Origin of the sequence: Lacisediminihabitans changchengi, assembly GCF_016634425.1 — a bacterium.
GTDB lineage: Bacteria > Actinomycetota > Actinomycetes > Actinomycetales > Microbacteriaceae > Lacisediminihabitans > Lacisediminihabitans changchengi.
Genome location: NZ_JAEPES010000004.1, coordinates 100,925 through 126,740, shown reverse-complemented (window position 1 = coordinate 126,740; position 25,816 = coordinate 100,925). Strand labels below are relative to the sequence as shown.

18 protein-coding genes are annotated in these 25,816 nt (G+C 67.3%); 5 read left to right on the top strand and 13 right to left on the bottom strand.

All coding sequences use genetic code 11. The features are described from left to right. The first annotated feature begins 87 nt into the window (after positions 1-87). Entirely contained in the window at positions 88-1,812 is a 1,725-nt protein-coding gene (locus tag IV501_RS11790; protein ID WP_200556945.1) for an ABC transporter ATP-binding protein, read from the top strand. Continuing rightward, positions 1,809-3,617: an ABC transporter ATP-binding protein gene (locus IV501_RS11785; RefSeq protein ID WP_200556534.1), complete on the top strand. Its 1,809-nt coding sequence runs from the start codon at positions 1,809-1,811 to the stop codon at positions 3,615-3,617. The genes IV501_RS11790 and IV501_RS11785 overlap by 4 nt, the downstream gene beginning before the upstream one ends. A 216-nt stretch (positions 3,618-3,833) precedes the next feature. Here IV501_RS11785 and IV501_RS11780 read toward each other — a convergent pair whose 3' ends face one another. From IV501_RS11780 to IV501_RS11765, 4 genes are all read right to left on the bottom strand, one after another. Next, a complete protein-coding gene (locus tag IV501_RS11780; RefSeq protein WP_200556533.1) occupies positions 3,834-4,694 on the bottom strand; it encodes an endonuclease domain-containing protein in 861 nt (286 codons plus the stop codon). A 274-nt stretch (positions 4,695-4,968) separates the two neighbouring features. Next, the gene (lhgD, locus tag IV501_RS11775) at positions 4,969-6,159 is read right to left on the bottom strand and encodes an L-2-hydroxyglutarate dehydrogenase (protein ID WP_200556532.1); all 1,191 of its coding nucleotides are present in this window, start codon (positions 6,157-6,159) and stop codon (positions 4,969-4,971) included. A gap of 31 nt (positions 6,160-6,190) precedes the next feature. Then, positions 6,191-6,496 carry an MGMT family protein gene (locus IV501_RS16590; RefSeq protein WP_200556531.1) on the bottom strand — a complete coding sequence of 102 codons (306 nt, stop codon included), beginning with the start codon at positions 6,494-6,496 and terminating at the stop codon, positions 6,191-6,193. Continuing rightward, positions 6,497-6,949 carry a GNAT family N-acetyltransferase gene (locus IV501_RS11765; protein WP_200556530.1) on the bottom strand — a complete coding sequence of 151 codons (453 nt, stop codon included), beginning with the start codon at positions 6,947-6,949 and terminating at the stop codon, positions 6,497-6,499. A gap of 140 nt (positions 6,950-7,089) precedes the next feature. On the opposite strand from IV501_RS11765, the gene IV501_RS11760 reads away from it, so the two are divergent. Then, complete coding sequence (locus IV501_RS11760) at positions 7,090-8,304, top strand: NADP-dependent isocitrate dehydrogenase (protein ID WP_200556529.1); 1,215 nt, start codon at positions 7,090-7,092, stop codon at positions 8,302-8,304. Positions 8,305-8,532: 228 nt separating this feature from the next. Here IV501_RS11760 and IV501_RS11755 read toward each other — a convergent pair whose 3' ends face one another. Genes IV501_RS11755 through IV501_RS11740 form a run of 4 tightly spaced genes read right to left on the bottom strand, consistent with a single transcriptional unit; the run spans position 8,533 to position 15,968 of the window. Continuing rightward, positions 8,533-9,249: an ABC transporter ATP-binding protein gene (locus IV501_RS11755; RefSeq protein WP_200556528.1), complete on the bottom strand. Its 717-nt coding sequence runs from the start codon at positions 9,247-9,249 to the stop codon at positions 8,533-8,535. Beyond that, on the bottom strand, positions 9,246-10,142 hold the full coding sequence (locus IV501_RS11750; RefSeq protein ID WP_200556527.1) for an ABC transporter ATP-binding protein: 897 nt from the start codon (positions 10,140-10,142) through the stop codon (positions 9,246-9,248). The genes IV501_RS11755 and IV501_RS11750 overlap by 4 nt, the downstream gene beginning before the upstream one ends. A gap of 4 nt (positions 10,143-10,146) precedes the next feature. Continuing rightward, positions 10,147-12,858 (bottom strand): FtsX-like permease family protein, encoded by a 2,712-nt coding sequence (locus IV501_RS11745; protein WP_200556526.1) that lies wholly within the window; start codon positions 12,856-12,858, stop codon positions 10,147-10,149. Further along, the gene (locus tag IV501_RS11740; protein WP_200556525.1) at positions 12,855-15,968 is read right to left on the bottom strand and encodes an ABC transporter permease family protein; all 3,114 of its coding nucleotides are present in this window, start codon (positions 15,966-15,968) and stop codon (positions 12,855-12,857) included. The genes IV501_RS11745 and IV501_RS11740 overlap by 4 nt, the downstream gene beginning before the upstream one ends. Positions 15,969-16,153: 185 nt before the next feature. Here IV501_RS11740 and IV501_RS11735 point away from each other — a divergent pair, with 185 nt between their 5' ends. Then, positions 16,154-19,768, top strand: a complete 3,615-nt coding sequence (locus IV501_RS11735) for a S8 family peptidase (protein ID WP_307812268.1) — start codon at positions 16,154-16,156, stop codon at positions 19,766-19,768. 17 nt (positions 19,769-19,785) lie between these two features. Here the strand turns inward: IV501_RS11735 and IV501_RS11730 are convergent, their stop codons facing one another. From IV501_RS11730 to IV501_RS11710, 5 genes are all read right to left on the bottom strand, one after another. Further along, positions 19,786-20,298: a MarR family winged helix-turn-helix transcriptional regulator gene (locus IV501_RS11730; RefSeq protein ID WP_200556524.1), complete on the bottom strand. Its 513-nt coding sequence runs from the start codon at positions 20,296-20,298 to the stop codon at positions 19,786-19,788. 34 nt (positions 20,299-20,332) lie between these two features. Then, the gene (locus tag IV501_RS11725; protein WP_200556523.1) at positions 20,333-21,568 is read right to left on the bottom strand and encodes an MFS transporter; all 1,236 of its coding nucleotides are present in this window, start codon (positions 21,566-21,568) and stop codon (positions 20,333-20,335) included. A gap of 4 nt (positions 21,569-21,572) precedes the next feature. Then, positions 21,573-21,968, bottom strand: a complete 396-nt coding sequence (locus IV501_RS11720; RefSeq protein ID WP_200556522.1) for a DoxX family protein — start codon at positions 21,966-21,968, stop codon at positions 21,573-21,575. A gap of 59 nt (positions 21,969-22,027) precedes the next feature. Next, entirely contained in the window at positions 22,028-22,693 is a 666-nt protein-coding gene (locus IV501_RS11715; RefSeq protein ID WP_200556521.1) for a hydrolase, read from the bottom strand. Between the two features lie 112 nt (positions 22,694-22,805). Then, positions 22,806-24,698: an amidohydrolase gene (locus IV501_RS11710; RefSeq protein ID WP_200556520.1), complete on the bottom strand. Its 1,893-nt coding sequence runs from the start codon at positions 24,696-24,698 to the stop codon at positions 22,806-22,808. Between the two features lie 214 nt (positions 24,699-24,912). Between IV501_RS11710 and nagB the strand changes: the two genes are divergently transcribed. Further along, positions 24,913-25,710 carry a glucosamine-6-phosphate deaminase gene (gene nagB / locus IV501_RS11705; RefSeq protein WP_200556519.1) on the top strand — a complete coding sequence of 266 codons (798 nt, stop codon included), beginning with the start codon at positions 24,913-24,915 and terminating at the stop codon, positions 25,708-25,710. Positions 25,711-25,816: the final 106 nt, after the last annotated feature.

Here is a 25,816-nt window from a genome sequence, read left to right as displayed (position 1 = left end):
TTCAAGGAAACATCTGTGTCTGCAGAAACAAAACGCCAGGGAACTTTCGCCTCCCTTCGGCGCATCCTTCCGTACGCGAGGCCCGCGATGCCCCGCGTATATCTCGGCATGGTCTCGGCGTTGCTCGCCGCGCTGGTCGCTCTCCTCATCCCTCAGGTGCTCCAGCGCATCGTCGACGGCCCGCTCAAAGACGGGGATGTCAGCCAGCTCTGGTGGCCCGTCGCCGCCGTGCTCGGTCTCGGCGTTCTCGAAGCCGTGATGATCTGGTTCCGTCGGTTCTTCGTGCTGCAACCCGGCACCGCCGTCGAAGCCGACATGCGCAACTCGCTCTACGACAAGCTGCAGGATCTCCCGGTCGGCTTCCACGATCGCTGGCCGAGCGGTCAGCTGCTGTCCCGCGCCCTGAGCGACCTCAACCTGATCCGTCGCTGGTTGTCGTTCGGCATCGTGCTGCTCGTCGTCAACGTGATCACCATCGTGGTGGGCTTCGTGTTCCTGATCTCGATCAGCTGGGTACTCGGGCTGATCTTCGTGATCTGCTCGATCCCGCTGTGGATCTACGGGTTCTCGTTCGAGGCCAAATACTCCGTGGTGGCCAGGCGTAGTCAGGACCAGGCCGGCGACCTCGCGACCGCGGTGGAGGAATCGGTCCACGGCATCCGCGTGCTCAAGGCATTCGGTCGGGGGCAGCACGCGCTGAAGAACTTCGCCTCGCAGGCCGAGAAGTTGCGCGGCACCGAGATCGAGAAGGCGAAGGCCATCGCCGGCATCTGGCTCTGGCTGCTGCTGGTTCCCGACGTCACCTTTGCGCTCTGCCTGCTGGCCGGAGTCTGGCTGGCGGCGAACGGACAGATCACCGTCGGCGAGTTGCTGGCCTTCTTCGCCACGGCGACCGTGCTGCGCTTCCCGGTGGAGTCGATCGGCTTCCTGCTGTCGATGACCTTCGACACGCGCACCGCCGCCGACCGGTTCTTCGACGTGATGGATTCGGAGAACACCATCACCGACCCCGAGCACCCGAAGACGATCGAAAACCCCCAGGGGCGGTTGGTGTTCGACAACGTGCACTTCCGCTACCAGGACTCGCCGGCGCAGTACGCGGACCTGCTCGACGGGGTCGATCTCGAGCTCGAACCGGGCGAGACCATGGCCCTGGTCGGGTTGACCGGATCGGGCAAGTCCACGCTCACCGCGTTGACCACCCGCCTGTACGACGTGACGGGGGGATCCGTGAAGCTCGACGGCGTCGACATCCGCGACCTCACGCGTATCGACCTGCGCACCCACATCGCCATGGCCTTCGAAGACGCGACCCTGTTCTCGGCGACCGTGCGCGACAACGTGCTGCTCGGCCGGCCCGAGGCATCGGAGGATGACCTCGCCGAGGCGCTCGACATCGCTCAGGCGAAATTCGTCTATGACCTGCCCAATGGGCTCGACACGACCGTCGGCGAGGAGGGCCTCTCGCTCTCCGGTGGCCAACGGCAGCGTCTGGCGCTCGCCCGCGCCGTCGCGGCGAAGCCGGAGGTGCTCGTGCTCGACGACCCGCTGTCGGCACTGGATGTCGACACCGAGGCCCTGGTCGAAGCCGCACTGAGGAGGGTGCTGGCCTCGACCACCGCGCTCATCGTCGCGCACCGCCCGAGCACGGTGAACCTGGCCGACCGGGTGGCGCTGCTCGAGGGCGGCCGGGTCACCGCGGTCGGAACGCACAGCGAGCTGATCGCCACGAACGACCACTACCGCTTCGTCATCTCGAGCCTCGAGGACGAGGAGAAACGCGAACAGCGAGAGAGCGAGGTGACCGCATGACGACCGTCACCGGAGTAGAAGGCGAAGAGCGCAACGACTTCAACAAGGTCGAGAGCCGGCAGATCCGCGACCGTTCGCTGCGGCTGCTTGGCAGCCTGCTGCGGCCGCTGAAGGCGCGGGTGACCCTGACGATCGTCGTCGTGGTCATCAGCACGGCGGCGCAGGTGGCGGGTCCCGCGCTGATCGCGTACGGCATCGACACGGGCCTTCCGCGCATGATCAAGCAGGACTGGCTGCCGCTCGGGCTGGCGGTCGCGGGATATCTCGCGGCGGGCATCGCCGGCGCGATCCTGATCTCCTGGTACACCGTGCTCACCGCGCGCATCAGCCAGGCGATCCTGATCGATCTGCGCAAGCGGGTCTTCCTGCACACGCAGCGCCTGAGCCTCGAATTTCACGAGAGTTACACCTCTGGCCGCATCATCGCGCGCCAGACCAGTGACCTGGATTCGATTCGGGAACTGCTCGACTCCGGCATCAACCAGCTGGTTCAAGGCGGCCTGTACATGCTGTTCATCGCCGGCGCGCTGTTCTCGATCGACTTCTGGAGTGGCGTGGTGCTGTTCGGGTCGTTGGTGCCGCTCGCCTTCTTGCTGCGCTGGTTCCAGAAGCGCTCGCAGCGGGCGTTCCGCGAGACGCGCACGGCGTCAGCGCGCCTGATCGTGCACTTCGTCGAGACGATGACGGGCATCCGGGCGGTGAAGGCGTTCCGCAAGGAGGGCCGCAACGCGGTGCAGTTCGCCGCACTCACCGAGGACTACCGCGAGGCGAACCTCAAGACGATCCGCCTGTTCGGGATCCTCGATCCCGGGCTGGTGCTGATCGGCAACGTGGCGCTCGGGGTGGTGCTGCTCGTCGGCGGTCTCCGGGTCGCCGAGGGTGGCCTGGCCATCGGTGTGCTGCTCGCGGCGCTGCTCTACACGCGGTCGTTCTTCGCCCCGGCCCAGGACATGGCGATGTTCTACAACTCGTACCAGTCGGCCGCCGCGGCCCTCGAGAAGATCTCGGGTGTGCTCGAAGAGCAGCCCAGCGTGCCAGACCCGATCAAACCGGTCGACCTGTGGGAGGCGAATGGCGAACTGGCGTTTCGTGGAGTGGAGTTCGCCTACACGCCGGAGCGGGTCATCCTGCCCAGGTTCGACCTGGAGATCCCGGCGGGGCAGACCATCGCCTTGGTCGGATCGACCGGAGCGGGCAAGTCGACGCTGGCCAAGCTGATCTCGCGCTTCTACGACCCCTCGGACGGCTCGATCCGGCTCGATGGCGTCGACCTGCGGTCGCTGCATCCGAAAGACCTGCGTCGCGCCATCGTGATGGTGACGCAGGAGGCGTACCTGTTCTCGGGTTCGGTGGGCGACAACATCGCGCTCGGAAAGCCGGATGCGACGAACGAGGAGATCATCGCGGCCGCGAAGGCGGTGGGTGCGCACGAGTTCATCATGGCGCTGCCCGATGGCTACGACTCCGACGTCAACAAGCGCGGCGGACGTGTCTCGGCGGGACAGCGGCAGCTGATCTCGTTCGCGCGGGCCTTTCTCGCCGACCCTGCCGTGCTCATCCTGGACGAGGCGACGGCGTCGCTCGACATCCCCTCGGAACGTCTGGTGCAGGAGGCGCTGCAGACTCTGCTCGCCGACCGCACCGCGATCATCATCGCGCACCGACTGTCGACGGTTGCGATCGCCGACCGCGTGCTGGTGATGGAGCACGGACGCATCGTCGAAGACGGCACCCCGCGTGACCTGATCTCGGGCACGGGCCGCTTCGCCAAGCTGCACGCGGCCTGGCGCGACTCGCTGGTGTAGCTGATCGCGGAGGGGCAGGGTTTCGCGCCTGCCCCTCTGGGCCCGCGCCTGCCCCGGTCGCTTCCAAGCGCCGTCCGTTTCTTCCATTCCGAAATGACGGAGAATTTGCGGTTCCGCGGCCAAATGGTGGGATCTGAGGACGTTTGCGCAGAAACTCCGTCATTTCGGCAGGCTGGCCATTTCAGGAAGATGGCCAATTCGACAAGCGGGCGCCGCTCACTCTGTGTCCCCGCGCGCAATCGCCGCGACGATCGCGTCGAGCACGAAGGCTGGTCGCGACGTGATCTGACGGTAGGAGAACCGAAGCACGCGATATCCCAGGCAGGACAGTTGGGCGTCCCGATCCCGGTCGCGTTCGTACGCCTCGACCGAACTGTGGTGCGCGAGGCTGTCAACCTCGATTACGAGATGAGCCCCGACCAGAAAGTCGACCCTGCCGACGGAGTCAATCGACACCTGCTGCCGAAACGGGATGCCCTCCTTCCGAAGGTCGAACGAGAGCAGCGACTCTGAGCCACTCTCGCTGGCCCGCGTCGCCCCAGCCATCACGGACCGGACCCGTCTCGGGCTCCGTCGGATCATCGCGTCGAGTTCGGCGCGACGCAGGAGGCCCAGGTGGAGAGCCGATTCGACGCACGCGAACGCGAGCCGAGCGGGGCACACGCGGATGACGTCGTCCAGGCAGTCCGCGACGCTCAACACGGTCCGGGTGCCGCTCTGTGTGGCCGAACGCCAGCGCGCAAGGCCAGAACCTCCGGGAAGACGCTCATTGTGGTCATCCGGCACTCTCAACGCCCGCGCGTGGACCTGCGTCCGAACGGTGAAAGGAGGGTTACGGGGCGTCCAGATGCCGTGGGTTCTTGCGCCGATGAGGCCGGTGAGCCGACCGCCGACACGGACGGCCCGGATCTCGTCGATGCTCAGCAAGGGTGAGACGTAGTGACCCTGCCGGGCGCGGATGATCTCTCCCGATCGCACCGCGCGAGTCAGCTCGTGTGATGAGTGTCCGTCGGTGAGGAGTTCCCAGGTCGCCGCAACGCCCCCGCGGCGATAGATGTCGTGATGGATGCTCTGCATCGCGATACGGTGACGCTCGTCGTGCAGCGGCGGCGGTCATCCGGTGCGATCTGTGGAAAACGTGCGGTGAGCTTAACCTGTGGGCAACGCCGTCACGGAGCGGCCTGGTGAGGAGTGAACAGGCTCGCCGCATCCCTCCGAAACGACGGAGAATTCGCGATTTTCGGGGACGAACGTGGCATCTGGGCGCGTTCTTGCAGAATCTCCGTCGTTTCGGAAAGAGGCAGTGCGGAGAGACGGTTCGCGCGGATAACGAACGGCAGCGGGGACGCGGCTACGCGGTGACGCCCGCCTGGCGCACGATGTAGTCGGCGATCTCGAGCGAGCTGGTGGCCGCGGGCGACGGGGCGTTCAGCACGTGAATCTGGTTGTCGGTGCGCTGGATGATGAAGTCGTCGGCGAGCGACCCGTCGCGCCGAATGGCCTGGGCCCGCACCCCGGCCCCGGCCCGCACGATGTCGGCGCCGGTGATCGCCGGCACCAGTCGCGCGAGGCTCGCGGCGAAGACCCGCTTCGACAGGGAACGGATGATCTCCTTGCCCCCGGTCACCACGTTTCCGCTGGCCAGGCGGAGAAAGCCCGGGTACGCGATCGAGGCGATAGCCTCGGCCGCGTCGACATCACGCCAGCGATAGCCTTCGCGCTTGAGTGCGAGAACGGCATTCGGTCCGGCATGCACTGAGCCGTCGATCATCCGCGTCAGGTGCACGCCGAGAAACGGCAGATCGGGGTCTGGCACCGGGTAGATCAGCCCCTGTACGAGGCCGCGCCGCTCGGGCACGAGCTCGTAGTACTCGCCGCGGAACGGCACGATGCGCACCTCTGGCTCCACGCCGGCGAGGCGGGCGACCGTGTCGCTCTGCAGCCCGGCGCAGTTGATCAGGATGTCCGAGGTCACCGTTCCGCGATCGTGCTCGACGGTCACCGAGCCGTTCTCCCCCGCGATCCGTCGCGCGCGAGTGCCGAGTTCGAGGCGAGCGCCGTGCTCCTGCGCGAGCCGCGCCAGCATGGCCGACACGGCGGAATAGTCGATGATGCCCGTGTTCTCGACCCGCAACGCGCCGACCGTGGCGACGTTCGGCTCATACTCGCGCGCCTCGTCGGCGGTGATCACGCGGGCGTCGGCGCCGTTGGCCAGCGCGCGCTCGTGCAGCACTTCGAGCCGCGGAAGTTCGTCCGCGGTGGCCGCGACGATGAGCTTGCCGCAGACGTCATGGCTGATGCCGTGCTCCTGGGCGAAAGCGACCATCGACCGGTTGCCGGCCGCGCACATCGTCGCCTTGAGCGACCCCGGCTTGTAATACGGCCCGGCATGGATGACTCCGGAGTTGTGCCCGGTCTGGTGCGCGGCCCAGCGGTCTTCCTTCTCGAGCACGGTGGTGTCGATACCGATGCGGGCGAGCTTCTCGGCGACGGCGAGGCCGACGATGCCGCCTCCGATGACGGTGGCGCTGCGAACGGTCACGGGTCTCCTGCTGCTCGGGGTTGTGTCGATGCTAGGGCGTGTGGCGCGCCGAGCGCATGTCGATGCGGAAGACACCGGATGTCGACCAGAGCAGCGGCGTGCCCTCGACCCGGTAATACTCGAGGGCGCGCTGCTCGTGGTCGGTGGCGGGATGTCCGCTCGCCTTGACCACTCGCCACCAGGGAACAGTGCTGCCGTAGTAGGCCATCGTCTGCCCCACGGCACGCGCCGCCCGGGATCCGAGCGCGGCAGCGACATCCCCGTAGCTCATGACGCGTCCGGGAGGGATGCTCTCCACCACCCCGAGCACGGCGCTGACGAAGTCGTCGGCTACCACTTACAGCTCGAGCGCGCCGATGCTCTCGCCGTACTGGGTTTCGCCCACGACGCTGAACCCGGTGTGGAGGAAGAACTCCTCCGGGCCGTCTTCGCCGGGCTCCCAGAGCGCGGTCAGTCGACTGAATCCGCGCGAGCGGGCCTCATCGGCCAGCGCCCACACGGCGAAGCGGCCGATGCCGGATCCCTGCATGTTGCCGGCCACCGTGACCCTCCAGATGCAACTGCGGAATTCTTCCTGCGGATTGTCTGGGTCGAAGTTGCCGCGCACGAAGCCGACGACCTCTTCGCCGTCGAGCACCACGCGCGGCCAGGTCGTCGCCGGGTTGATGTAGGCGTCGGCGATGGCGTAGGAGGGGGGCGTGACGAAGTGTTCCTGTCCCGGCAGAAGGGTCAGATTGTTCGCGGCGACGATCGTCTTCGCTGACAGTTCTTCCAGTCTCAGTTCGCCCATGGAGACAGGCTAGTCGAGCGGATGCCGCCGCGATAGCGATGCCGCGGGCAAACCCCAAAGTATCTTGATGTCGAGATACTTCGGTGCAACGGCTAAGCTGTTCGCGGTGGGCAAGCAGCCCTTAACTCAAGGAGAATCGCGTGGGCAAGATCAAGGTAGAAGGCACGGTCGTCGAGCTCGACGGCGACGAGATGACTCGCATCATCTGGCAGAAGATCAAGGACACCCTGATCCACCCCTATCTCGACATCAACCTGGACTACTACGACCTCGGCATCGAGAACCGTGACGCGACCGACGACCAGGTCACCATCGACGCGGCCCACGCCATCCAGAAGTATGGGGTCGGCGTCAAGTGCGCGACGATCACGCCCGACGAGGCGCGCGTCGAGGAGTTCGGCCTCAAGAAGATGTGGAAGTCGCCGAACGGCACCATCCGCAACATCCTCGGCGGCGTCATCTTCCGCGAGCCGATCATCATCTCGAACATCCCGCGCCTGGTACCCGGCTGGAACAAGCCCATCATCATCGGCCGTCACGCCTTCGGCGACCAGTACCGCGCCACCGACTTCCGCTTCGAGGGCAAGGGAACGCTCACCGTCGAGTTCACCCCGGAGGACGGCTCGGAGCCGCTCAAGTTCGAGGTCTACCAGTCGCCCGGCAGCGGCGTCGCGCAGGTGCAGTACAACCTCGACGACTCGATCCGCGATTTCGCGCGCTCGAGCCTGCAGTACGGCCTCACCCGCAACTACCCGGTGTACCTGTCGACGAAGAACACGATCCTCAAGGCCTACGACGGTCGGTTCAAGGACATCTTCGAGGAGGTTTTCGAGAGCGAGTTCAAGGAGCAGTTCGAGGAGGCCGGCCTCACCTACGAGCACCGCCTGATCGACGACATGGTCGCCTCGGCCATGAAGTGGGAGGGCGGCTACGTCTGGGCCTGCAAGAACTACGACGGCGATGTGCAGTCCGACACCGTGGCCCAGGGCTTCGGGTCGCTCGGCCTGATGACGTCGGTGCTCGCCGTTCCGGACGGCTCCATCGTCGAGGCGGAGGCCGCGCACGGCACCGTCACCCGTCACTACCGCCAGCACCAGGCGGGCAAGCCCACCTCGACGAACCCGATCGCGTCGATCTACGCGTGGACCCGGGGGCTCTCGCACCGCGCCAAGCTCGACAACAACCCGGAGCTCGCGACCTTCGCCGAGACCCTCGAAGATGTCGTGATCACGTCCGTCGAGGCCGGTCACATGACCAAGGACCTCGCGCTCCTTGTCGGCCCGGACCAGAAGTGGGAAACCACGGAGGAGTTCCTCGACACGCTCGACAAGAACCTCGCCGCGCGCCTGGCCTAATTTCGCGTAACCGAACGGCGTCGCCCCACCACCGGGGGCGGCGCCGTTTTGCGTCCGCCGCCGATTCTGCGCTATTCAGGACTCCACCATTCAGGAGGTCGTGAAGGGGGAGTGGCGGGGGAGACGGATGGTGCTCACTCCCGCACCACTGACCACTCGAGTCCCGCGACCTCCTGAATGATGAACGGTGCCGGAGCCCTGAATTCAGGGGAGTTCGGCGCCGCCGGGTTACTCGACCGAGGCGGCGTGCCGGCCGCGTGGGCGGCGCGCACTCGTTGCGCGGCCGTCGTGAAGCTCGATCACGCTCCGGGCCTGCGCCACGATTAGCGGGTCGTGGGTCGAGATGATCGCCGCGATCTGTCGTTGCTCGACGAGCGAGTTGATCAGGGACATCATCTCGGAGGCGGTACTGCTGTCGAGCTGACCGGTCGGCTCGTCGGCGATGAGGATCTTCGGCTCGATCACTAGCGCACGGGCCAATGCCACCCGCTGCTGCTGGCCGCCCGAGAGCTCGGTCGGACGCTGGTTCGTATGATCGTCGAGGCCGACGAGGGCGAGTATCCGGCGCACGCGGTCGTCGCGCTCTGCCGGGTCGATGCCGGCGATGCGAAGTGGCACCGCGACGTTTTCGGCGGCGGAGAGCACTGGCACGAGACCGAAGCTCTGGAAGACGAAGCCGACCCGACCTCGCCTCAGGTCGGTGAGGCGGTCATCCGTCAGCCCGGTCAGCGAGTCGTCGCCCCACCAGATCTCGCCGGAGGTCGGGATGTCCAGGCCGCCGAGCAGATTCAGGAGAGTTGATTTGCCGCTGCCGGAGCGGCCGCGCAGCACGACCAGTTCGCCGGCGTGAAGTTCGAGCGACACGTCGGAGCAGGCGTACACAGCGGTATTGCCTGACCCGAAGACGCGGCTGACCCCGGAAGCGCGCAGAGCGGTCGTGGTCATGAGGCAGTCTCCGATGGGCTCTTGGACGGTCTGACCTCGACCCGGTCGGACTCGAGTGATAGCCGCACCCGATCGCGCAGCTCGAGGGCATCCGTATAGGCGGACGGCAGCTGAAGACGTCCGACCCGGTCGATCACGGCGAACTCCTCGGCGATGTGGGTCTCCTGTCCGTGCTCGTCTACCTCGCTACGGCGCAGTACCTCCGTGGAGGTGCGGCCGTCGCGGATCTGGACGGTACGGCGCACGTGTCCTGAGACGGACGGGTCATGGGTGACGATCAGCACCGTGGTGCCGAGTTTCTCGTTCACGGACCGCATTGCCTCGAGCACCTCCGCCGACGTCGCCTCGTCGAGTTCGCCGGTCGGTTCGTCGGCCAGCAGGATCTCCGGGGAGTTGGCGAGTGCGACGGCGATGGCCACGCGCTGCTGCTCGCCTCCCGACATCTGCGCAGGGAGGCGGTCGCGGCAGTAGGTGACGTCCACGAGCTCGAGGAGTTCATCTACCCGCTGAGCTCGAGAGCCCTTGGCCGTGCCGGCGACGATCATTGCCATCGCCACGTTCTCCCCGGCGGTCAGGTAGGGCAGCAGATTGCGCGAGGTCTGCTGCCAGACGAAGCCGACGCTGTGCCGCTGGTATTCGACTCGCTCCTTGCGGCTGAGGGCCAGCAGGTCGTACCCGGCGCAGCGAGCGATGCCTGCGGTGGGGGTGTCGAGTCCCGAGAGGATCGTCAGCAGAGTCGACTTGCCCGACCCCGAGGCGCCGATCAGTGCGACCATCTCGCCGCGGTCGACGCGCAGGTTGAGCCCCTGCAGCGCTTGTACTTCGACCCCCTGCGCGCTGAAGATGCGCACGACATCCGAACAGAAGATGTGCGGCTCGGTGGCGTTTGTCATGGGATTATCCTTCCCCGGAGGTGCGGAGGGTTCGAGCGATATTGGCGCGGCGGCCCACGGCGATCGCCACGCCGGCGGCGCCGACCACGACCACGATGAAGCCCCCGACGAGCAGCAGGAGCGGCACCGGGTCGATGCTCTGCGTGGGCTGCTCGAGGCCGCCGGTGAAGGGCCGCAGGTCCACTCCCGCGAGGGTGATGAGCGGCAGAACGAGACCGAGCGACGCTCCGGCGGCCAGAGCCGCGACGGCAGAGGGCGCGACCTCCCAGGCGATGGTTCCGCGGGACTGGCGACGCGACATCCCGAGCGTGCGGAGCAAAGCGAGCAGGCGCTCGCGCGGTTTCGCGGCGATCAGTAAGGCGAGCACGACGGCGGCCGCGCAGAGCAGCCCGACGACCGCGATGATCGCGATCAGGAGCGCCTGCAGGCCGGAGCTGGCCGGCGATGAGCGGTACTGCTGCGCTTGCTCGTCCGGAGTGCTCACCCGGGCGTCAGCACCGAGGGAAGAACGGATGCCGCGCGCCACCGCCTGCGGATCTGCCCCCGCGTCCACCCGCACGAGTGCCACCTCGGGGCGGAACAGCGTCACCCCGAGGTCGGCTGCCCGGGGCCGGTCGACCAGCACCCAGTTCTCGTCGGCGGTGAGGGCGGTCGTGCGCAGCGCGGCGATCGCTCTCACCCGGGTGTCCCCAAGCGACACCGGTTCGCGCATGGCATCGGAGAGGTCGGGCGACGCTGCGATAAGCAGCGGCAGGGCGCCTCCCGTAGCTGCGAGGCCGGTGAGCGGCAGCGGCTGCGCGAGGTCGCGCTGCACGGAGGAGAGGCGTGCGGCATCGGTGACGATCACGGTCACCGAGACGGTGCTGTCACCGACGTAGGCATCGGTCGGGTTGGATACAGCGTAGATGCCTGCGGCATCCGCGACGCCGTCGACCGCCCGCAGTTTTGTCAGGTCAGCGTCAGCAAGCTGCACGCCGGTCACGCGGAGGTCGGCCCCGACGGCAGACTGGGCGGCCACCTCGACCCCGGTCTGCAGGGTGCCCACCAGCACGCCCGAGAACACGGCGACCGCGAACCCCACCACCATCGCGAGCACGGGTGCGAGTCCTGCCGCTGGATCCCGCACCGCCCGGGTGGCTCCGAGGTGTCCGACCAGGCCACGATCGCGGGTGAGCCGCCGCTGCAGTGTGAGGAGGGGAAGTGGATACACCCGCAACACCAGCACCGCAGCGCTGATTGAAAGCAGCAGCGGTACCGCGGCGAGCAGCGGATCGAAGCCGCGACCACTGGCCGTGGAGAACCCTCGTTGCCGCAGCAGGATGACCGCCACCACCGTGAGCGCCAGCACCAGCACCTCGCCGATGAGCCGACCGAGCCGCGGTGATCGAGCGCCGAGGTCGCTGCGCCCGCGCCTGCCGATCCGCCCGGTCACGCTCGCGATGGCCATCACCGCTCCGGGAACGAGCCCCAACAGGATCGGGCCGGGCAGGGCATCCGCTCGGAAGCCGAGTATGAGGAACGCCCCAGCAGCTCCGATGGCGGCGGCGGGAAGGGTCAGAGCCAGCGTCTCCGCCGCGAGGGCCAGCGTGAGCTGCGTCGCGGAGGCTCCGCGCGCTTTCAGCAGCTGGAGGGCATCTCGTCTGCGCAGCACGATCAGCCGAGCCAGCAGCCAGATCACCGCGACTGCGACACCGAGCGGCCCGACCACGACGAGGATGACGACCGCCGTGGCGCTGCGATTGCGGTCGACGGCGAGGGCGAACACATCGGTCTGCGGCGCGCGGAACGAGATGCTGGTGAGCGATCGGCGCGTGGTCTGTGTTGGGTCGACGACGGTCTGGGTGGTGGCGGTGAAGCGCCGCAGCTGGGGCAGGAGACGCTCGGCATCGCTGGGGGCGAGCGCGGCAGCGCTGGTTGGGTAGCGCACCAGGGTCGTCGCTGTCTGGAACGAGTCCGCCAAAGCAGGCCACGAGGCGGCGTCGATGACGACCGAGCTCACGCGGAACTTCTGCACCTCGGAGCCCGTGACGACGGTTTTGCGCTCGGGGGTGAGCGCGGAGGCGTCGAGACTCCAGTAGCGATCGCGCGGGTCACGCGCGGTGAAGGTGCCGCTCAGTTGCACCGGCACCGCCTGAGCGAGTCCGAGGGTGATCGAGCGCGTTTCGCCGATAGCCCAACGCACGCTCTCGGCATTCGCCTTCGTCATCATCACCTGCACCGGCGGGCCGCCCGCGCCGATGCTGTCGAACGCCGTCGGCGCGCTACCGGCGGCGACGGTCACCCGGCGGGCGAGGTCCGGCGCGATGAGGAACCTCAGTTGTAGCGTCGGATCCGAAGTGCGCGGCGGGGTGTTCGCGAAGGCCGGGTCGGTCAGGGTGAGGTATTGCGCCGTGCCGAGCCGAGAGCGCAGCGGCTGCGGCTGGGCTTTCCGCAGGGCGGCAAGCCCGTCGGTCGTGGGGGAGAAGACCGCGGATGTCGTCCTGCCGTCGACATCGATGGCCGGCAGGTCGTCCGTGGCCGAGGTGACGTCGCGCAGGCCCAAGTCGAGGCGCGACAGGCGGTACCCGATCTCCTCGGACTGCAGACTCCGCACCGCAAGGGGGAGCGCCGCGATCAGCCCGGAGAGCAGGAGAACCACGCAGGCGAGCGCGACGTGAGCCGTGGCATCCGCTCGGAGCTGGCGCAGCAGCAGGCGAGGAAGGCGGTATCGAGTCATCGGGGCGGCCCCTTTCGCAGCCGACCGGTCGACAGCGCAGCGATGAGCAGCACCCCGATGAGCAGCCCACCGAGGAGCGGAAGCGTGGGGAGCAGAGCGATACCCAGCGGTGCGGGCAGGGCGGAAGAATCGGGCACCACCGAACGCGCGATCGGCACGGCGGTGAGGGCGGCAACCGCGAGTCCTCCGGCGGCGCCGAGCAGCACGGCGAAACCCGCGACTGCGAGCAATTCGGCGCGGCGTCCGCGGCGCTGGGTACGCAGCGAGACACCGACGGAGCTGAGAGCGCGGGTCTCCGGCAGCCGCTGCCGGCGCAGGATGATCGCGGCCGCGACCACCGCCCCCAGCGCGAGCAACGCTGCCCCGACGCCAGCTATCCAGAGCGCGACAATAGCTGCCTCGGCGGCCGGTGTGGCCCCACCCCCGGCACTCTGCACCTCGGCGGAGCCGGCGATGCGGCGGATCACCGGCAGCTCTGCCGTGTCCGCACGCAGCCAGACCTGATCGATGCCGGTCGGTGCCGCACCGGAGCGCAGCACGTTCTCGGTGTAGGTGGTCAGGTCGGTGAGCACCGAGTAGCCCGCGGTACTGCCCGGCACCACGGGCGTGACGGCCCGGACGACGGTCGGCATCGACTGACCGGTGTCGCTGAGGACGATGTCGATCCGTTTGCCCGGGCTCAGATCGAAGGCGCGAGCGAGACTCGCGGTCACGGCGATCGGGAGCGGTGCCGGAGGGTCGTCGATGGCGCCGGCGGAGGGCGTGCTGGCGGGCATCAGCCGCACGTCTCCGGTTCCGTCGGACTGGATGGTGGCCCCAATCTGCCCGGCCAGCCTCGATTCAACGAAGCGCCTTGACTGCTCGCCGCCCTGAACGGTCCACGGCACTGTCGGTTTCGGGACAGCGACAGTCGCTCCGTCCACCTGCACGGCGAACCCCTCGAGTGAGGCGGCGACGACGAAGATTCCGTTGCTCTCGGAGGTGAGGTCCGCGGCGATCACCCGCCAGCGCCCGGTCGTCGGCGGAAGCGGCACCGAGCTGGTCGCGGCCACGGCGCCCGACGCGAGATCGAGCGGAATGAGCTGGCGCTGAACGACTACCCCGTCGTCATCCATCAGCCACAGCGACGCTCTGAGCGCCGCCGCCTGGTACACGCCCGGGTCAAAACCTTCTGCGAGGGCAGCGGACCCGCTGAGCGTGACGTCGAGGCTGGTCGCGGACTTCGGGAGGGCGATCCCGATCGGATTGGCGGCGCCTAGCCTGCGGGCGAGGAGTTGCGGGTCGACGCTGCCGTCGACATCCGACATGACTGTGCGCATGCCGACCTCGGTCAGAGCGACTAGCTGGCCGATGAAGTCGTCGATCTCGATGCGCTCGGAACCGACCGCGGCGGCGCGGACCCCACTCGCCTTCGCGAAGTCGTGGGGCCAGAGGGCGTCCACCGTGCGGGGAGTCACCCGCACCGGCGCACCCAGCCGCAGCGACCCGGCACGCTCGCCGAGGGCGCCCGCGGTGGACTGCAGCGCACCAAGGTAGACCGTGCTGGCGACGGTCGCTGCGAGCAGCAGCACGACCACCGCGAACGAGCCGCTGCGCCGCACCACCTGGGCGAGCGAAAGGAACGGAGCCAGGCCGCGACGGGATTTGGTCGACCGTAGCGCGGTCGATGCCGCGGGACGGAACAGTACGACGATGATCAGGGCGACCGCGAGTATGGCGATCGCCGGCGCGCTCACGGCGACAGGGTCGACCCGGTCCACGCCGCGCGGCGAGACGATGAGCGGAGTTCCGTACAACCGAAGCTGGAAGATGGCGAAGGCAGCGCCGGCCACCACCAACACCATGGCGGCGATGGTCGCCGTGCTCCGGCCTCGGCCGGCGTCGTCGATGCTGTCGCACCGGGTCAGCCGACGCGCGTCAACTAGGGCGACTGAGCTGAAGATCACCGGGACCACAAGCGCGATCCCCACGGCTTGCAGCCAGTCCGGGGACACCCGCCCGATCGTCAGCGCGAGTACACCCGTCGCCGCACCCACCCCCACGACGGTGCCGACCATCCCAGCAATAGAAGAGTCGATCGCCGCGCCCCCGACGATGCGCGCAACGGATGCTCCGCGGGAGCGCAGCAGCACGCTCTCCGGTCGCCGCGTAGACACTAACAGTGTCGCCAACTGCAGCAGGGTGGCGAGCGCGATGATGCCGAGCAGGATGGTTCCGATCGGGGTGATGCCGACGATTGTGCGCAGCTCTGCCGCGATGGCGGCGGCGGTGCGGGAGAGTCCGCCGCCGGTGTCGACGGACCCGTCGGTCGCCGCGGTGTCCGCCTCGAGCGCACGGGTCGTCGTGCGGGAGAACGCCGCAATGGTGGGAAGGTCTTCCGCGCTGAGCTGGCCCGCGTCTACAGTGACGGTCCACTGCGCTGTGCTGTCATCAGGGGGAAGCGCCGAGTCTGGCACGATGAGTGGACCGTACGCTCGCAGGTCGGTCGCGTCGTCGCGCATGCTTCCGGTGCTGGCCAAGCTGGCGAACCAGCGCGGGGCGTCGGCGTTCTTAGGCTTCCAGATGGCGGCGATGCGCACCCGGGGTCCGCCTTCGGTAACGATCACCGCGCCGACACCAACTCCGAGAGCTCGAGCGGCGGATGACTGCAGCGCCCCCTCCACGACGTCCCCGTGACCGCTGCCGGAGGTCGGCCACGCACCGTCGACGAGCACGGACGCCCCGCGCACCTGGGCGTCGGCCCCGAGCACGATCTCGGCGGGTTTCGACCCCGCGGTCAGAGTTGCCCCGTCCACCGTCGCCGCCGCGGGTGGGGCGAGCACCGTGCGGGTGACCTCGTGCGCTACCGGCGCGATGCCGCGCCGGACATCGGCGACGACGCGCAAATTCTGTGCCGTGGCATCCGTCGCCAGCGCGGTCTCGAACCGCACTGCCGCGTCTTTGGGTGCCACCGAGGTGATTGCGTCGCGGGCGATGCCAGTACCGGCGAGCTGCAGATAGCCCGCTCCGCCGACCAGGAAGCCGCTGATGATCGCCACCACGGCGGCGATGGAGAGAAGGACCGGAGTCCGTGCGAGAGCACGTTTGACGCCAAGCCCCCACGAACCCATAACGCCTCCCTGCGAGACCCTATCAATCCTCGACTGTGCGCGAAGACGGGCGAATGCCAACGGTGATTCTGTTTACATAGCCGAAATATTCGACCCTCAAATGGGGGTAGAACCGCTGCTAGGGTGACACCACGCGGCAAATTCGACTGCGGCAGTCATCCGTTTCGACGACGAGGGATTACTCTGTGAGCATTCGAACCGCCCGTGACACATCACGCCTCAGAACAGCATTTTCGTCGATAGCCGTAGCGGGCCTTGTTGCCGCGACCGTGCTCACCGGCGGCACGCTCAGCGCTTCGGCAGCGGTGCCGACATCGCTCGCCGGTCAGCACCAGACCACGTTCACACCCGGGCGGTACATCGTGACGCTCGCGGATCCCGCCGTGGCCACCTACCAGGGCGGCGTGAACGGGTACACGGCGACGAAGCCGAACCCGGGCAAGCAGCTCAACGCCCGCTCGAAGGCGGTGCAGAGCTACGGTGACTACCTCGCGCAGCAGCAGAAGGATGTCGCTGCCGCCGCGGGCGTGACCATCAAACAGTCATACACGCTGGCTCTCAACGGCTTCTCGGCGACGCTGTCGGCGAAGCAACTCGCGGCACTGTCGGCGAACAAGCAGGTCGCGTCGCTCGCTCCCGACGAGATCAAGCACGTCACCGCCACCCCGTCGACCAGCTACCTCGGTCTCGACGGCGACAACGGCGTCTGGGACAAGATCGGCGGCCTCGACAAGGCTGGCAAGGGCATCGTGCTCGGCGACATCGACACCGGCATCGCCCCCGAGAACCCCTCCTTCGCCGGTGAGCCCCTCGGCACGACCGCCGGCGCCGACCCGTATCTCAACGGCACCACCACGACGTTCGTCAAGGCGGACGGCAATACCTTCACCGGTGCCTGCCAGACCGGCGTGCAGTTCACCGCCGCGGACTGCAGCACCAAGATCATCAGCGCCCGCTACTACCTCGACGGCTTCGGTGCCAGCAAGATCGGCAGCGTCGCGCAGGGCGAGTACCCCTCACCGCGTGACGGCGACGGACACGGATCGCACACCGCGAGCACCGCGGCCGGTGACGCGCGTGTGCCGGCCGCCATCGATGGAGTCGACTACGGCACCATCACCGGCGTCGCTCCGGCAGCGAAGATCGCCGTCTACAAGGTCTGCTGGTCAGGCCCCGACCCCGCATCGCAGGATGACGACGGCTGCGCGACCTCCGACCTGGTGGCAGCCATCGACCAGGCCGTTGCCGACGGCGTCGACGTGATCAACTACTCGATCGGTGGGGGCGCGGCGACGACCACGGTGTCCCCGACCGACCAGGCCTTCCTCGGCGCTGCCGCGGCCGGCATCTTCGTCTCGGCCTCGGCCGGCAACTCCGGCCCGACGGCCTCGACCCTCGACAACGCAGCGCCGTGGGAGACCACGGTCGCAGCGAGCACCATTCCCACCTACGAGGCGACGGTCACGCTGGGCGATGGCAAGAAGTACGGCGGGGCATCCGTCACCGTCGACCGCACGCCGGGCGCAACCCCGCTCACCGGCTCTCTGGTCAGCGCGACGAGCGTCGCGCTCGCCGGGGCTGCCACGCCGAATCTCTGTGTCACCGGCTCGCTCGATCCGGCCAAGGCCTCGGGCAAGATCGTCGTCTGTGAGCGCGGCGTCAACGACCGGGTGGCGAAGTCCGCAGAGGTCAAGCGCGCGGGTGGCATCGGCATGATCCTGGTGAACGTGGTTCCTGGCTCCACCGACCTCGACCCGCACACGGTACCGACCATCCACCTCGACGCGAAGTACCACGACGCGATCCTCGCTTACGCGGCGACCGAGGGCGCGACGGCAACCTTCACGCCGGACAACACCGCGGGCGACACTCCGCCGACTCCGGTCGTGGCCGGGTTCTCCTCCCGGGGCCCCGTGCTCGCCGACGGCAGCGACATCCTGAAGCCCGACATCACGGCGCCGGGCGTGGCGATCATCGCCGACGGTGCGAACGCCGAGGGCGGTGACCCGACGTTCCAGTTCCTCTCCGGAACCTCCATGGCCGCGCCGCATATCTCCGGGCTCGGCCTTCTCTACCTCGGGGTGCACCCGAACGCGACGCCAGCCGAGATCAAGTCGGCGATGATGACCACCGCCTACGACACGAAGGCCGACGACGGCAGCGCCGTCACCGATCCCTTCACACAGGGCGCCGGTCACGTCGACCCGACGAAGTACTTCACTCCGGGTCTGCTGTACCTCAACGATCTCAATGACTGGTATTCGTACATCCAGGGCATCGGCTACGACGTCGGAGCCGAGCCCATCGACGCCAGCGACCTGAACCTCGCCTCCATCGGCATCGGTTCGCTCACCGGCTCGCAGACGGTGACCCGCACGGTCACTTCCACCCAGGCCGGAACCTTCACGGCGAAGGCCACGGTCCCCGGGGTCGATGTCACAATCACCCCGTCCACGCTCAGCTTCGACGCAGCCGGTCAGTCGAAGAGCTTCACGGTGGCGTTCTCCCGCACCACCGCGCCGCTGGACGAGTACGCTACCGGGTCGCTGACGTGGACCAGCGGATCGACGAGCGTTCGGAGCCCCATCGCGGTGCAGCCGGTCACGATCGTGGCGCCAGCCTCGGCCAGCGGCACCGGCACCTACGGTTCGGTCGACGTGTCGGTCACTCCTGGTGGCGACGGCGACATCCCGCTCAGCACCACCGGCCTCACCGCCGGAACGCTGCAGCCGGACGCCGCGGGCGCTTCCCCCGGTCACTCGGGGTCGAGTGCCGAGGGCGACAGCTTCGGCTACACCGTGACTGTGCCCGCCGAAGCGAAGTTCGCCCGGTTCGACCTCGACACGGTGGAGAACGGGGATGACCTCGATCTCTCGGTCGTCCGCCTCGACGATGCTGGCACTCCGGTCGAGGGCTGGCAGTCGGCGACCGGATCAGCGGACGAACGGGTCGACATCCTCGCCCCGACCGCAGGTACCTATGTCGCCACGGTGGATGTCTTCGCCGTTCCCACCCCGACGGCCTTCGACTTGCGCACCTACGCCGTGGCCGACGGGGGAGCGCCGCTCACTCTGACGCCGCCGGTGCTCGCCGGCACGCAGGGGGTGCCGGTGAAGTACACCGCGTCATGGGCGGGGTTGAAGCCGTTCTCGAGCTACCTCGGCCTGGTCGACTACGGCGACACGGGAGCCTTCACGGCGATCGATGTCACCACGAAGGAGGATGTGAAGCCCGGCACCCCGGTCAACACCAGTCCGCCGACCATCTTCGGAACTCCCATCGTCGGCTCCCGCCTCACGGCGAGCCCCGGGGTGTGGGACGTGAAGGGACTGCACTACGCCTACCAGTGGCAGGCGAACGGAGTCGCGATCACGGGCGCGACGAGTGCGAAGTACAGGATCGCCGCGTCAGACCAGGGCAAGGCTCTGACCGCCGTGGTCACCGCGACGAAGGGGAAGCTGCCGCCGGGCACCGCCACCTCGGCTCCGGTCACCGTGAAGTTCAGCACCGCAACAGAGCTGAGCCTGAGCAAGTCGGTGCTGTTCTCCTGGCAGCGCACCACGGCGACCGTCAAGGTCAGCTCGGGTGCCGCGACTCTGCCGGCCGGCAAGGTCGTGATCACGCTGAACGGAAAGACGGTCACCGAGATCGCGGTCGCCGCAGGATCTCCTGGAAAGGTCAGCTACGAGCTGCCGAGGAAGGGCCGCGGGACGTACTCGGTGAAGGCAACCTTCGTGCCGACGGCTGACACGGCAGTCGGTTCATCCAGCCCGGTGCGTCGTTTCGTGGTGATCTTCTAACCGGGGGCGCGGATGATCTATCGCTCAAGTAGCGCTTTGGGGTCCCGCTTGCGAAGCACCGTCATTGCCGAGGCGAGGCCCGCGATCTGCTCGTCGGTCAGCACGTCTTCCCAGGTCGATTGCACGACGCTCGAGATGAGGCAGCACAGGTCGTTGCCGATCGTTCGGCCATCGTCGGTGAGCTGCAGGTAGACGATCCGACGGTCTTTGCTGTCTGAGGCCCGTTCGACCAGTCCGCGCTCGGCGAGCCGCGCGCCGAGCTTGGTCAGACCGCCGCTGGAGAATCCGATCTCGTTCGCGAGGTGGGTCATGGCAAGTCGACCCTCCTCGCTGCGGAACAGGAGCAGGAGCACGTTGGCCTCGCCGGCATCCAGGGTGAAGGCCTCGGTCACCGCGCGATTGAGAAGACGGGTGGTGGACTGGAAACCCTCGCTGATCTCGGTCCACAGCGATACTCGCTGCAGGTCCACACGGCTCGCCGGACGCTCGTAGTCGTCCATACGCTCGTCGTCCATACGCTCGTCGTCCATAGTCGTCTCCTTCGTGTGCTTCTCTTGCGAGAAACTATCTTTCCAGCGTAGTAGAACGGGATGCCGTACCGCCCGGCTGCACTGTTCGCTTCGGCGAACGTCGATTGAATAGCCACGCTGCTACCGCCACGACCATGACGAAGACCGTCACTACGACGGTCGCGGTGGAGAGCGACAATGCACCGCTGAGGGCGCCGATGGCGAGCACGGGGACTGCGAGGCCGGACTGTGCAGCGACGAAATACGCGGCCACGGTCTCGGCGTGATTGTCGTGAGGTACGGCGTCGCCGAGTTGACGCAGCCCGCCCATGAAGGTGAGCCCGGCACCCACTCCGCCGACGACAGTCCCGGCCGCGAAGAGCACGGCGTTGGCGGCCAGCAGGCCGGCCAGAACCAGGGCGAGGGAGGCGAAGACCAGCGGAAGACCGCGGAGGATCGCCCAGCGGGCATCCCGGGTTCGGAAGACGAGTTGCGCCGCCACTCCGATCTCGAACAGCACGAAGGTCGCGAGTCCGACGATCGCCCGGTTATCGATGTGCAGAGTGTCTTCGATGAACCGCGGCGTGAGGCTGGAGAAGAGGCCGAGCAGGGTGAAGGTGGGGAACACCGCGAGCGCCGACCGCCAGTAGGTCGCCACCGCCGACCGGGGAACACCGATGCGTGGCGTGAGGCGGATGGGCCGTGTCGCGTCACGCGGATGTGATTCGGGAACCCGGTAGATGAGAACCGCCGCGACGACCGTGAGCACCAGAAAGACGACGAAGATGAGCACGGTCGGTAAGACGAGGTACTGAGCGAAGATCCCGGCAAGGAGTGGGCCAAGCCCGAGGCCTCCCATGTTCGCGGCAGTCGAGACCATCGAGGGGATGGCAGGGTTGCCTCCTCGATACAGTTCAGCCAGCGCGGCGGTGGCGGCGGAGGTGATGAGGCCCACGCCGAATCCGCTCAGAAAGCGCGCGGTGAGCAGCAGCGGAACGCTCGACCCGATGAGAAACAGGATGGTCGACGCGAGTGTGAGCGCGATGGCGCCGATGATCAGCGGGCGGCGGCCGATCTGATCGGAGAGCCCACCCATCAGGACGAGGGCGAGGAGCGTGCCCCCGACGTAGGTGGCGAATATCCAGGTGGTCGTCTGGGTGTCGAAGTGCAGCGCGGTCGCCCACAGCCCGTAGAGCGGGATGGGCAGTGTCCCGCCCGTGGTCAAAAGCGCGAAGGTCGCGGCGACGATCGCGAACGATCCGGCTCGCTTTTCAGTCGTCTCGGTCATCATGTGCTTACTCCTTGCCGTGCCGAGAGGGTGCCCCGGAGTCGGTGTGCAGCAGCAGGCGGACCCCGAGTCCGCCTAGCAGGCCGAGCAGTGAAGCGGTCGCGCCGACCCAGAGGGGAAGCGCATCGATCCCCATGGTGTGGTCCAGGGAGAAACGCCCAGGACCCATGCTTATTGCCGCGAGCGGGGTGAGTGCACCGAAAAGGAGGAAGAGGCCAGACACGGTCTGGGCGACGCCGGCGGCGAGAGCCGTCACGATTCCACCGCGGAATCCGTCCCTCGCAAACTCGGCCGTGCTTCCCGAGAGCCCCGTGCCGCCGAGGCGGTGACTGAGCTTTTGGACGCCATGGCCTGCTAGAAGTGCTCCCACTATGACGCGGATAAGCAGAGTCGCAATGTCCACGATCCGGCCTCTTCTCCTATTTTTCTTTCGGCGGATTACTCGGCTAATGCACCGAGGAATTAGCCGGCGTTGCCACCGATGAAGTCACCGGCGTAGTGCAGGCCGAGGCCGTATGCCCCACCGTGAGCCTTGACGATGTCCGTGGTGGCGACGTAGGTCTCACCACGTGCCCAGTCGCGCTGCAGTTCGAGCAGAACCTGAATCCAGGTCACGGGAACGGCACCGGCGGCGACCATGCGGTCGATCGCGAAGGTGTGTGCCTCCGGGGTCACTCCGCCCGACGCGTCAGCGACCACGAACACCTCGTAGCCCTGTTCCAGTGCGGAGAGCACCGGCAGAACAAGGCACACCTCGGTCCAGAGACCGGCAATGACGATCTTCTTGCGGCCGCTCGCCTTGATGGCCTCGACGACAGCCGAGTCCTCCCAGGCGTTCATCGTGGTGCGGTCGATGATCTGGTTGTCGGGAAAGACCTGAGCGAGCTCCGGCATAATGTGTCCGGAGAAGGACTCTGCCGCCACGGTGGTCAGAACGGTCGGAACGTTGAACGCCTTGGCGGACTTCGCGAGACCCACGGTCGCGTTGATGATGCTCTGGCGGTCGCCGCTGCCGACGCCGAAGAACATCTGCGGCTGGTGATCCACGAACAGGAACACGCTGTTGTCTGGCGTGATGAGGTCCTTGCTCGGGGTCGGTGTTACGGCGTCGATGCTGAATTCAGTCATTTTTCTTTTCCTTGTTTCTTGTTTTCTTGCGGGCGCTCATTCACGAGGAACGGGCAAGCGCTATCGGATGCCGCGGGCGCGGCACTCGAGATGTGACCGGTTTCCCGGAAAATCAGTGGGAGTGGGTTTCGAAGGTGTCGCCGGAGATCACGGGCACATCGGCGTCCGCGCGAGCGGCCCGCCACTGGCGCTGCAACTCGGATTCGGCGGCGGCCTGAGCCAAGAGGTCGGCCTGGCGGCCTCCTGCCGTGGAGGGCTTCGACGTCTTCTGGTATCCGCCGAAGTGGGAGACGGGGCTCCACTCAGGCTGCACATTCGGCAGCTCTTCGTCTTGGCCCTCGTAATCTCCGGCGGCGTATACGATCCGTCCGCCGACGATTGTCAGCAGTGATTCGATGTGCGGGATGTCGGCCTCGTCCACCGCGAAGAAGTCGTCGCTCAGGATGCTGAGGTCGCCCAAGTAGCCCGGACGCAGCACGCCCTTCACGCTCTCTTCGCCGGTGAGCTTCGCTCCAGCGACGGTGAACATCTCGATCGCCTGTTCGCGGCTCACACGGTTCTCCGGCGGATACAGCAGCGTGTTTCCGACCGTGCGTCCGGTGACCAGCCAGTGCAGCGCGACCCACGGGTTGTACGACGAGACGCGGGTCGCATCAGTTCCGGCTCCGACCACGAGGCCGTGATCCAGCATCGAACGGATGGGCGGTGCATCTGCGGCACGACCGGCTCCATATCGCTGGATGAACGACTCACCCTGGAACGACATCCGGTTCTGGATGGCGATGGCGCCGTTCAACGCGGCCACGCGGTCGAGGCTCGATCCCGAGATCGTCTCGGCGTGATCGAAGATCCACCGGTTGCCCGCGGGGAAGAGCCCTTCGGCCGCCAGTTTTTCGAACACGGCGAGGTCGCGCTCGATGGTCTCGTTGTACGTCGCGTGGAGGCGGAAGCCCCATCCGTTCTCCATCATGAGGCGAACGGCCTTCTCGAACTCGACCTCGTAATCGGCGGCCAGTTCGGGGCGGGGCTCGGTGAAGTTCTCGAAGTCTCCCGCGGCCCAGGTGAGGTTCTCGCCAGCGCCGTTCAGGCGCAGGTACTCATCGCCATCGCCCGGCTTTACCGTCTCGACCCATCGGCGGAGGTCGTCGACCTCCTGACCGGCCACCTGCGGGAACAGGTGGTACGCGATGCGCAGCGACAGCTTGCCCTCGTTGGCCAAGTCCATCACGGTGCTGTAGTTGTCGGGGAAGTTCTGGAATCCGCCGGCCGCGTCGATGGCGGAGGTGAGTCCGAAGCGGTTGAGCTCGCGCAGGTAGTGACGCGTCGAGTCCTTCTGGTGGGTCTGATCGAGCATGGGCGCCTTGGCCAGAGTCGAGTAGAGCACCAGGGCGCTCGGGGCGGCGAGCAGGAGTCCGGTCGGCTCGCCACCGCGTCCCCGCACGATCTGCCCGCCGCGGAAGTCGGGCGAGTCTTTGGTGTACCCGGCAGCCGTCACGGCGGCGCGGTTGAGGAGCGCGGATTGGTACAGATTGAGGATGAAGACCGGGGTGTCTGGCGCGGCTTCGTTCAGTTCGGAGAGCGTGGGGAGACGCTTCTCGGCGAACTGCTCCTTGGTGAAGCCTCCGACCACGCGCACCCACTGGCCCTTGGGCGTGCGAGCGGCCTGCTCGCGGAGCATCTGCATGGCGAGCTTGAGGGTGGGCACGCCGTCCCAGCGCAGCTCGAGCACGTAGTTCAGACCGCCGCGGATCACGTGCAGGTGTGAATCGTTCAGGCCCGGGATGACGCGACGGTTCTGTGCGTCCACGATCGTGGTGTCGGATCCTACCGATCCGATGATCTCGGCGTCGTCACCGATCGCTGTGATGGTGCCGCCAGTGATCGCCACGGCGGTGGCCTGCGGGTGGAGGGGATCTCCGGTGAAGATCTTGGCGTTCCGCACGACGATGTCGGCGGGGCTCGGGGTGGTTCCGCGGAGAATTCCGGCAACGGGCATGGTGGGCATCAATCCCATCTCCTCTCGTCTTTCGACTATCAGGAGTGCGCATCGGGCGGTGTCATTCACCTTCTCGTGCGGCGCTCATCACATGTAACTATCTTCCACGCTAATTATTTCCACGAAAGAGAAAAAGTTTTCGAGAAAGATATTTCGTGCCGTGCTCGGCGCATTTTCCGGGGCGTCCGGCGCCAGCACGCTCAGCCTCTAGCGTTGTAGGTCTATGGAGATCATCATCCTGCCCACCTCGGCTGAGGTCGGGCGCACTGCAGCTGCTCACATTGCCTCCCTCGTCTCCCGCGATCCGTCGGCGGTTCTCGGGCTCGCCACCGGATCATCGCCGCTGGGCATTTACGCCGAGTTGGCGCGCGGCGTCGAGCTCGGCCTGATCGACTTCGGTCAGGCACGGGCCTTCGCGCTGGATGAGTACGTCGGCATCCCGCTCGATCACGAACAGAGCTATGCCACTGTGATCCGCACCGAGGTGGTCGAGCCACTGCGCATGAATGCCTCGCTCGTGCAAGTGCCAGACGGTCGCGCTGCGGACATCGAGGCGGCCTGCGACCGGTACGAGGCCGACATTGTCGAGGCAGGTGGGATCGACCTGCAAATTCTCGGAATCGGATCGAACGGACACATCGGCTTCAACGAGCCGACCTCCTCCTTCGCCTCGCGCACGCGCATCAAGACGCTCGCGCCGCAGACCCGTGACGACAACGCCCGCTTCTTCGCCTCACTCGACGAGGTGCCGAGCCACTGCGTCACCCAGGGCCTCGGCACGATCATGGCGGCACGGCACGTACTGCTGGTCGCGCAGGGTGCAAAGAAAGCGGATGCCGTGGCCGCCGCGATCGAAGGCCCGGTCTCCAGCCTGGTCCCGGCCTCGATCCTGCAGCACCACCCGCACGCGACGATCGTGATCGACGAGGAGGCGGCATCCGCTCTCACGCTCGCCGACTACTACCGCTACGTCTACGAGCACAAGCCGCACTGGCAGCGCGTACCGCCCCTGCCGTACTGAGTTCGTTGGTCGAGTAGCGCCCGAGCGGCCGCGCGAGGACGCGTATCGAGGCCGGCGGCGGGGTGCGGGGCGATCGGCCGGCGCGCCCCCTCGGGGGCGGCAGCAA

What these genes read in the sequence shown, in the direction of transcription:
- IV501_RS11715 (WP_200556521.1), bottom strand. Translation starts at nt 22,693, where the DNA reads ATGACTGAATTCAGCATCGACGCCGTAACACCGACCCCGAGCAAGGAC.
- nagB (WP_200556519.1), top strand. Translation starts at nt 24,913, where the DNA reads ATGGAGATCATCATCCTGCCCACCTCGGCTGAGGTCGGGCGCACTGCA.
- IV501_RS11755 (WP_200556528.1), bottom strand. Translation starts at nt 9,249, where the DNA reads ATGACCACGACCGCTCTGCGCGCTTCCGGGGTCAGCCGCGTCTTCGGG.
- IV501_RS11740 (WP_200556525.1), bottom strand. Translation starts at nt 15,968, where the DNA reads ATGGGTTCGTGGGGGCTTGGCGTCAAACGTGCTCTCGCACGGACTCCG.
- IV501_RS11765 (WP_200556530.1), bottom strand. Translation starts at nt 6,949, where the DNA reads ATGGGCGAACTGAGACTGGAAGAACTGTCAGCGAAGACGATCGTCGCC.
- IV501_RS11750 (WP_200556527.1), bottom strand. Translation starts at nt 10,142, where the DNA reads ATGACAAACGCCACCGAGCCGCACATCTTCTGTTCGGATGTCGTGCGC.
- IV501_RS11730 (WP_200556524.1), bottom strand. Translation starts at nt 20,298, where the DNA reads ATGGACGACGAGCGTATGGACGACGAGCGTATGGACGACTACGAGCGT.
- IV501_RS11790 (WP_200556945.1), top strand. Translation starts at nt 88, where the DNA reads ATGCCCCGCGTATATCTCGGCATGGTCTCGGCGTTGCTCGCCGCGCTG.
- IV501_RS11710 (WP_200556520.1), bottom strand. Translation starts at nt 24,698, where the DNA reads ATGCCCACCATGCCCGTTGCCGGAATTCTCCGCGGAACCACCCCGAGC.
- IV501_RS11785 (WP_200556534.1), top strand. Translation starts at nt 1,809, where the DNA reads ATGACGACCGTCACCGGAGTAGAAGGCGAAGAGCGCAACGACTTCAAC.
- IV501_RS11745 (WP_200556526.1), bottom strand. Translation starts at nt 12,858, where the DNA reads ATGACTCGATACCGCCTTCCTCGCCTGCTGCTGCGCCAGCTCCGAGCG.
- IV501_RS11725 (WP_200556523.1), bottom strand. Translation starts at nt 21,568, where the DNA reads ATGATGACCGAGACGACTGAAAAGCGAGCCGGATCGTTCGCGATCGTC.
- IV501_RS11780 (WP_200556533.1), bottom strand. Translation starts at nt 4,694, where the DNA reads ATGCAGAGCATCCATCACGACATCTATCGCCGCGGGGGCGTTGCGGCG.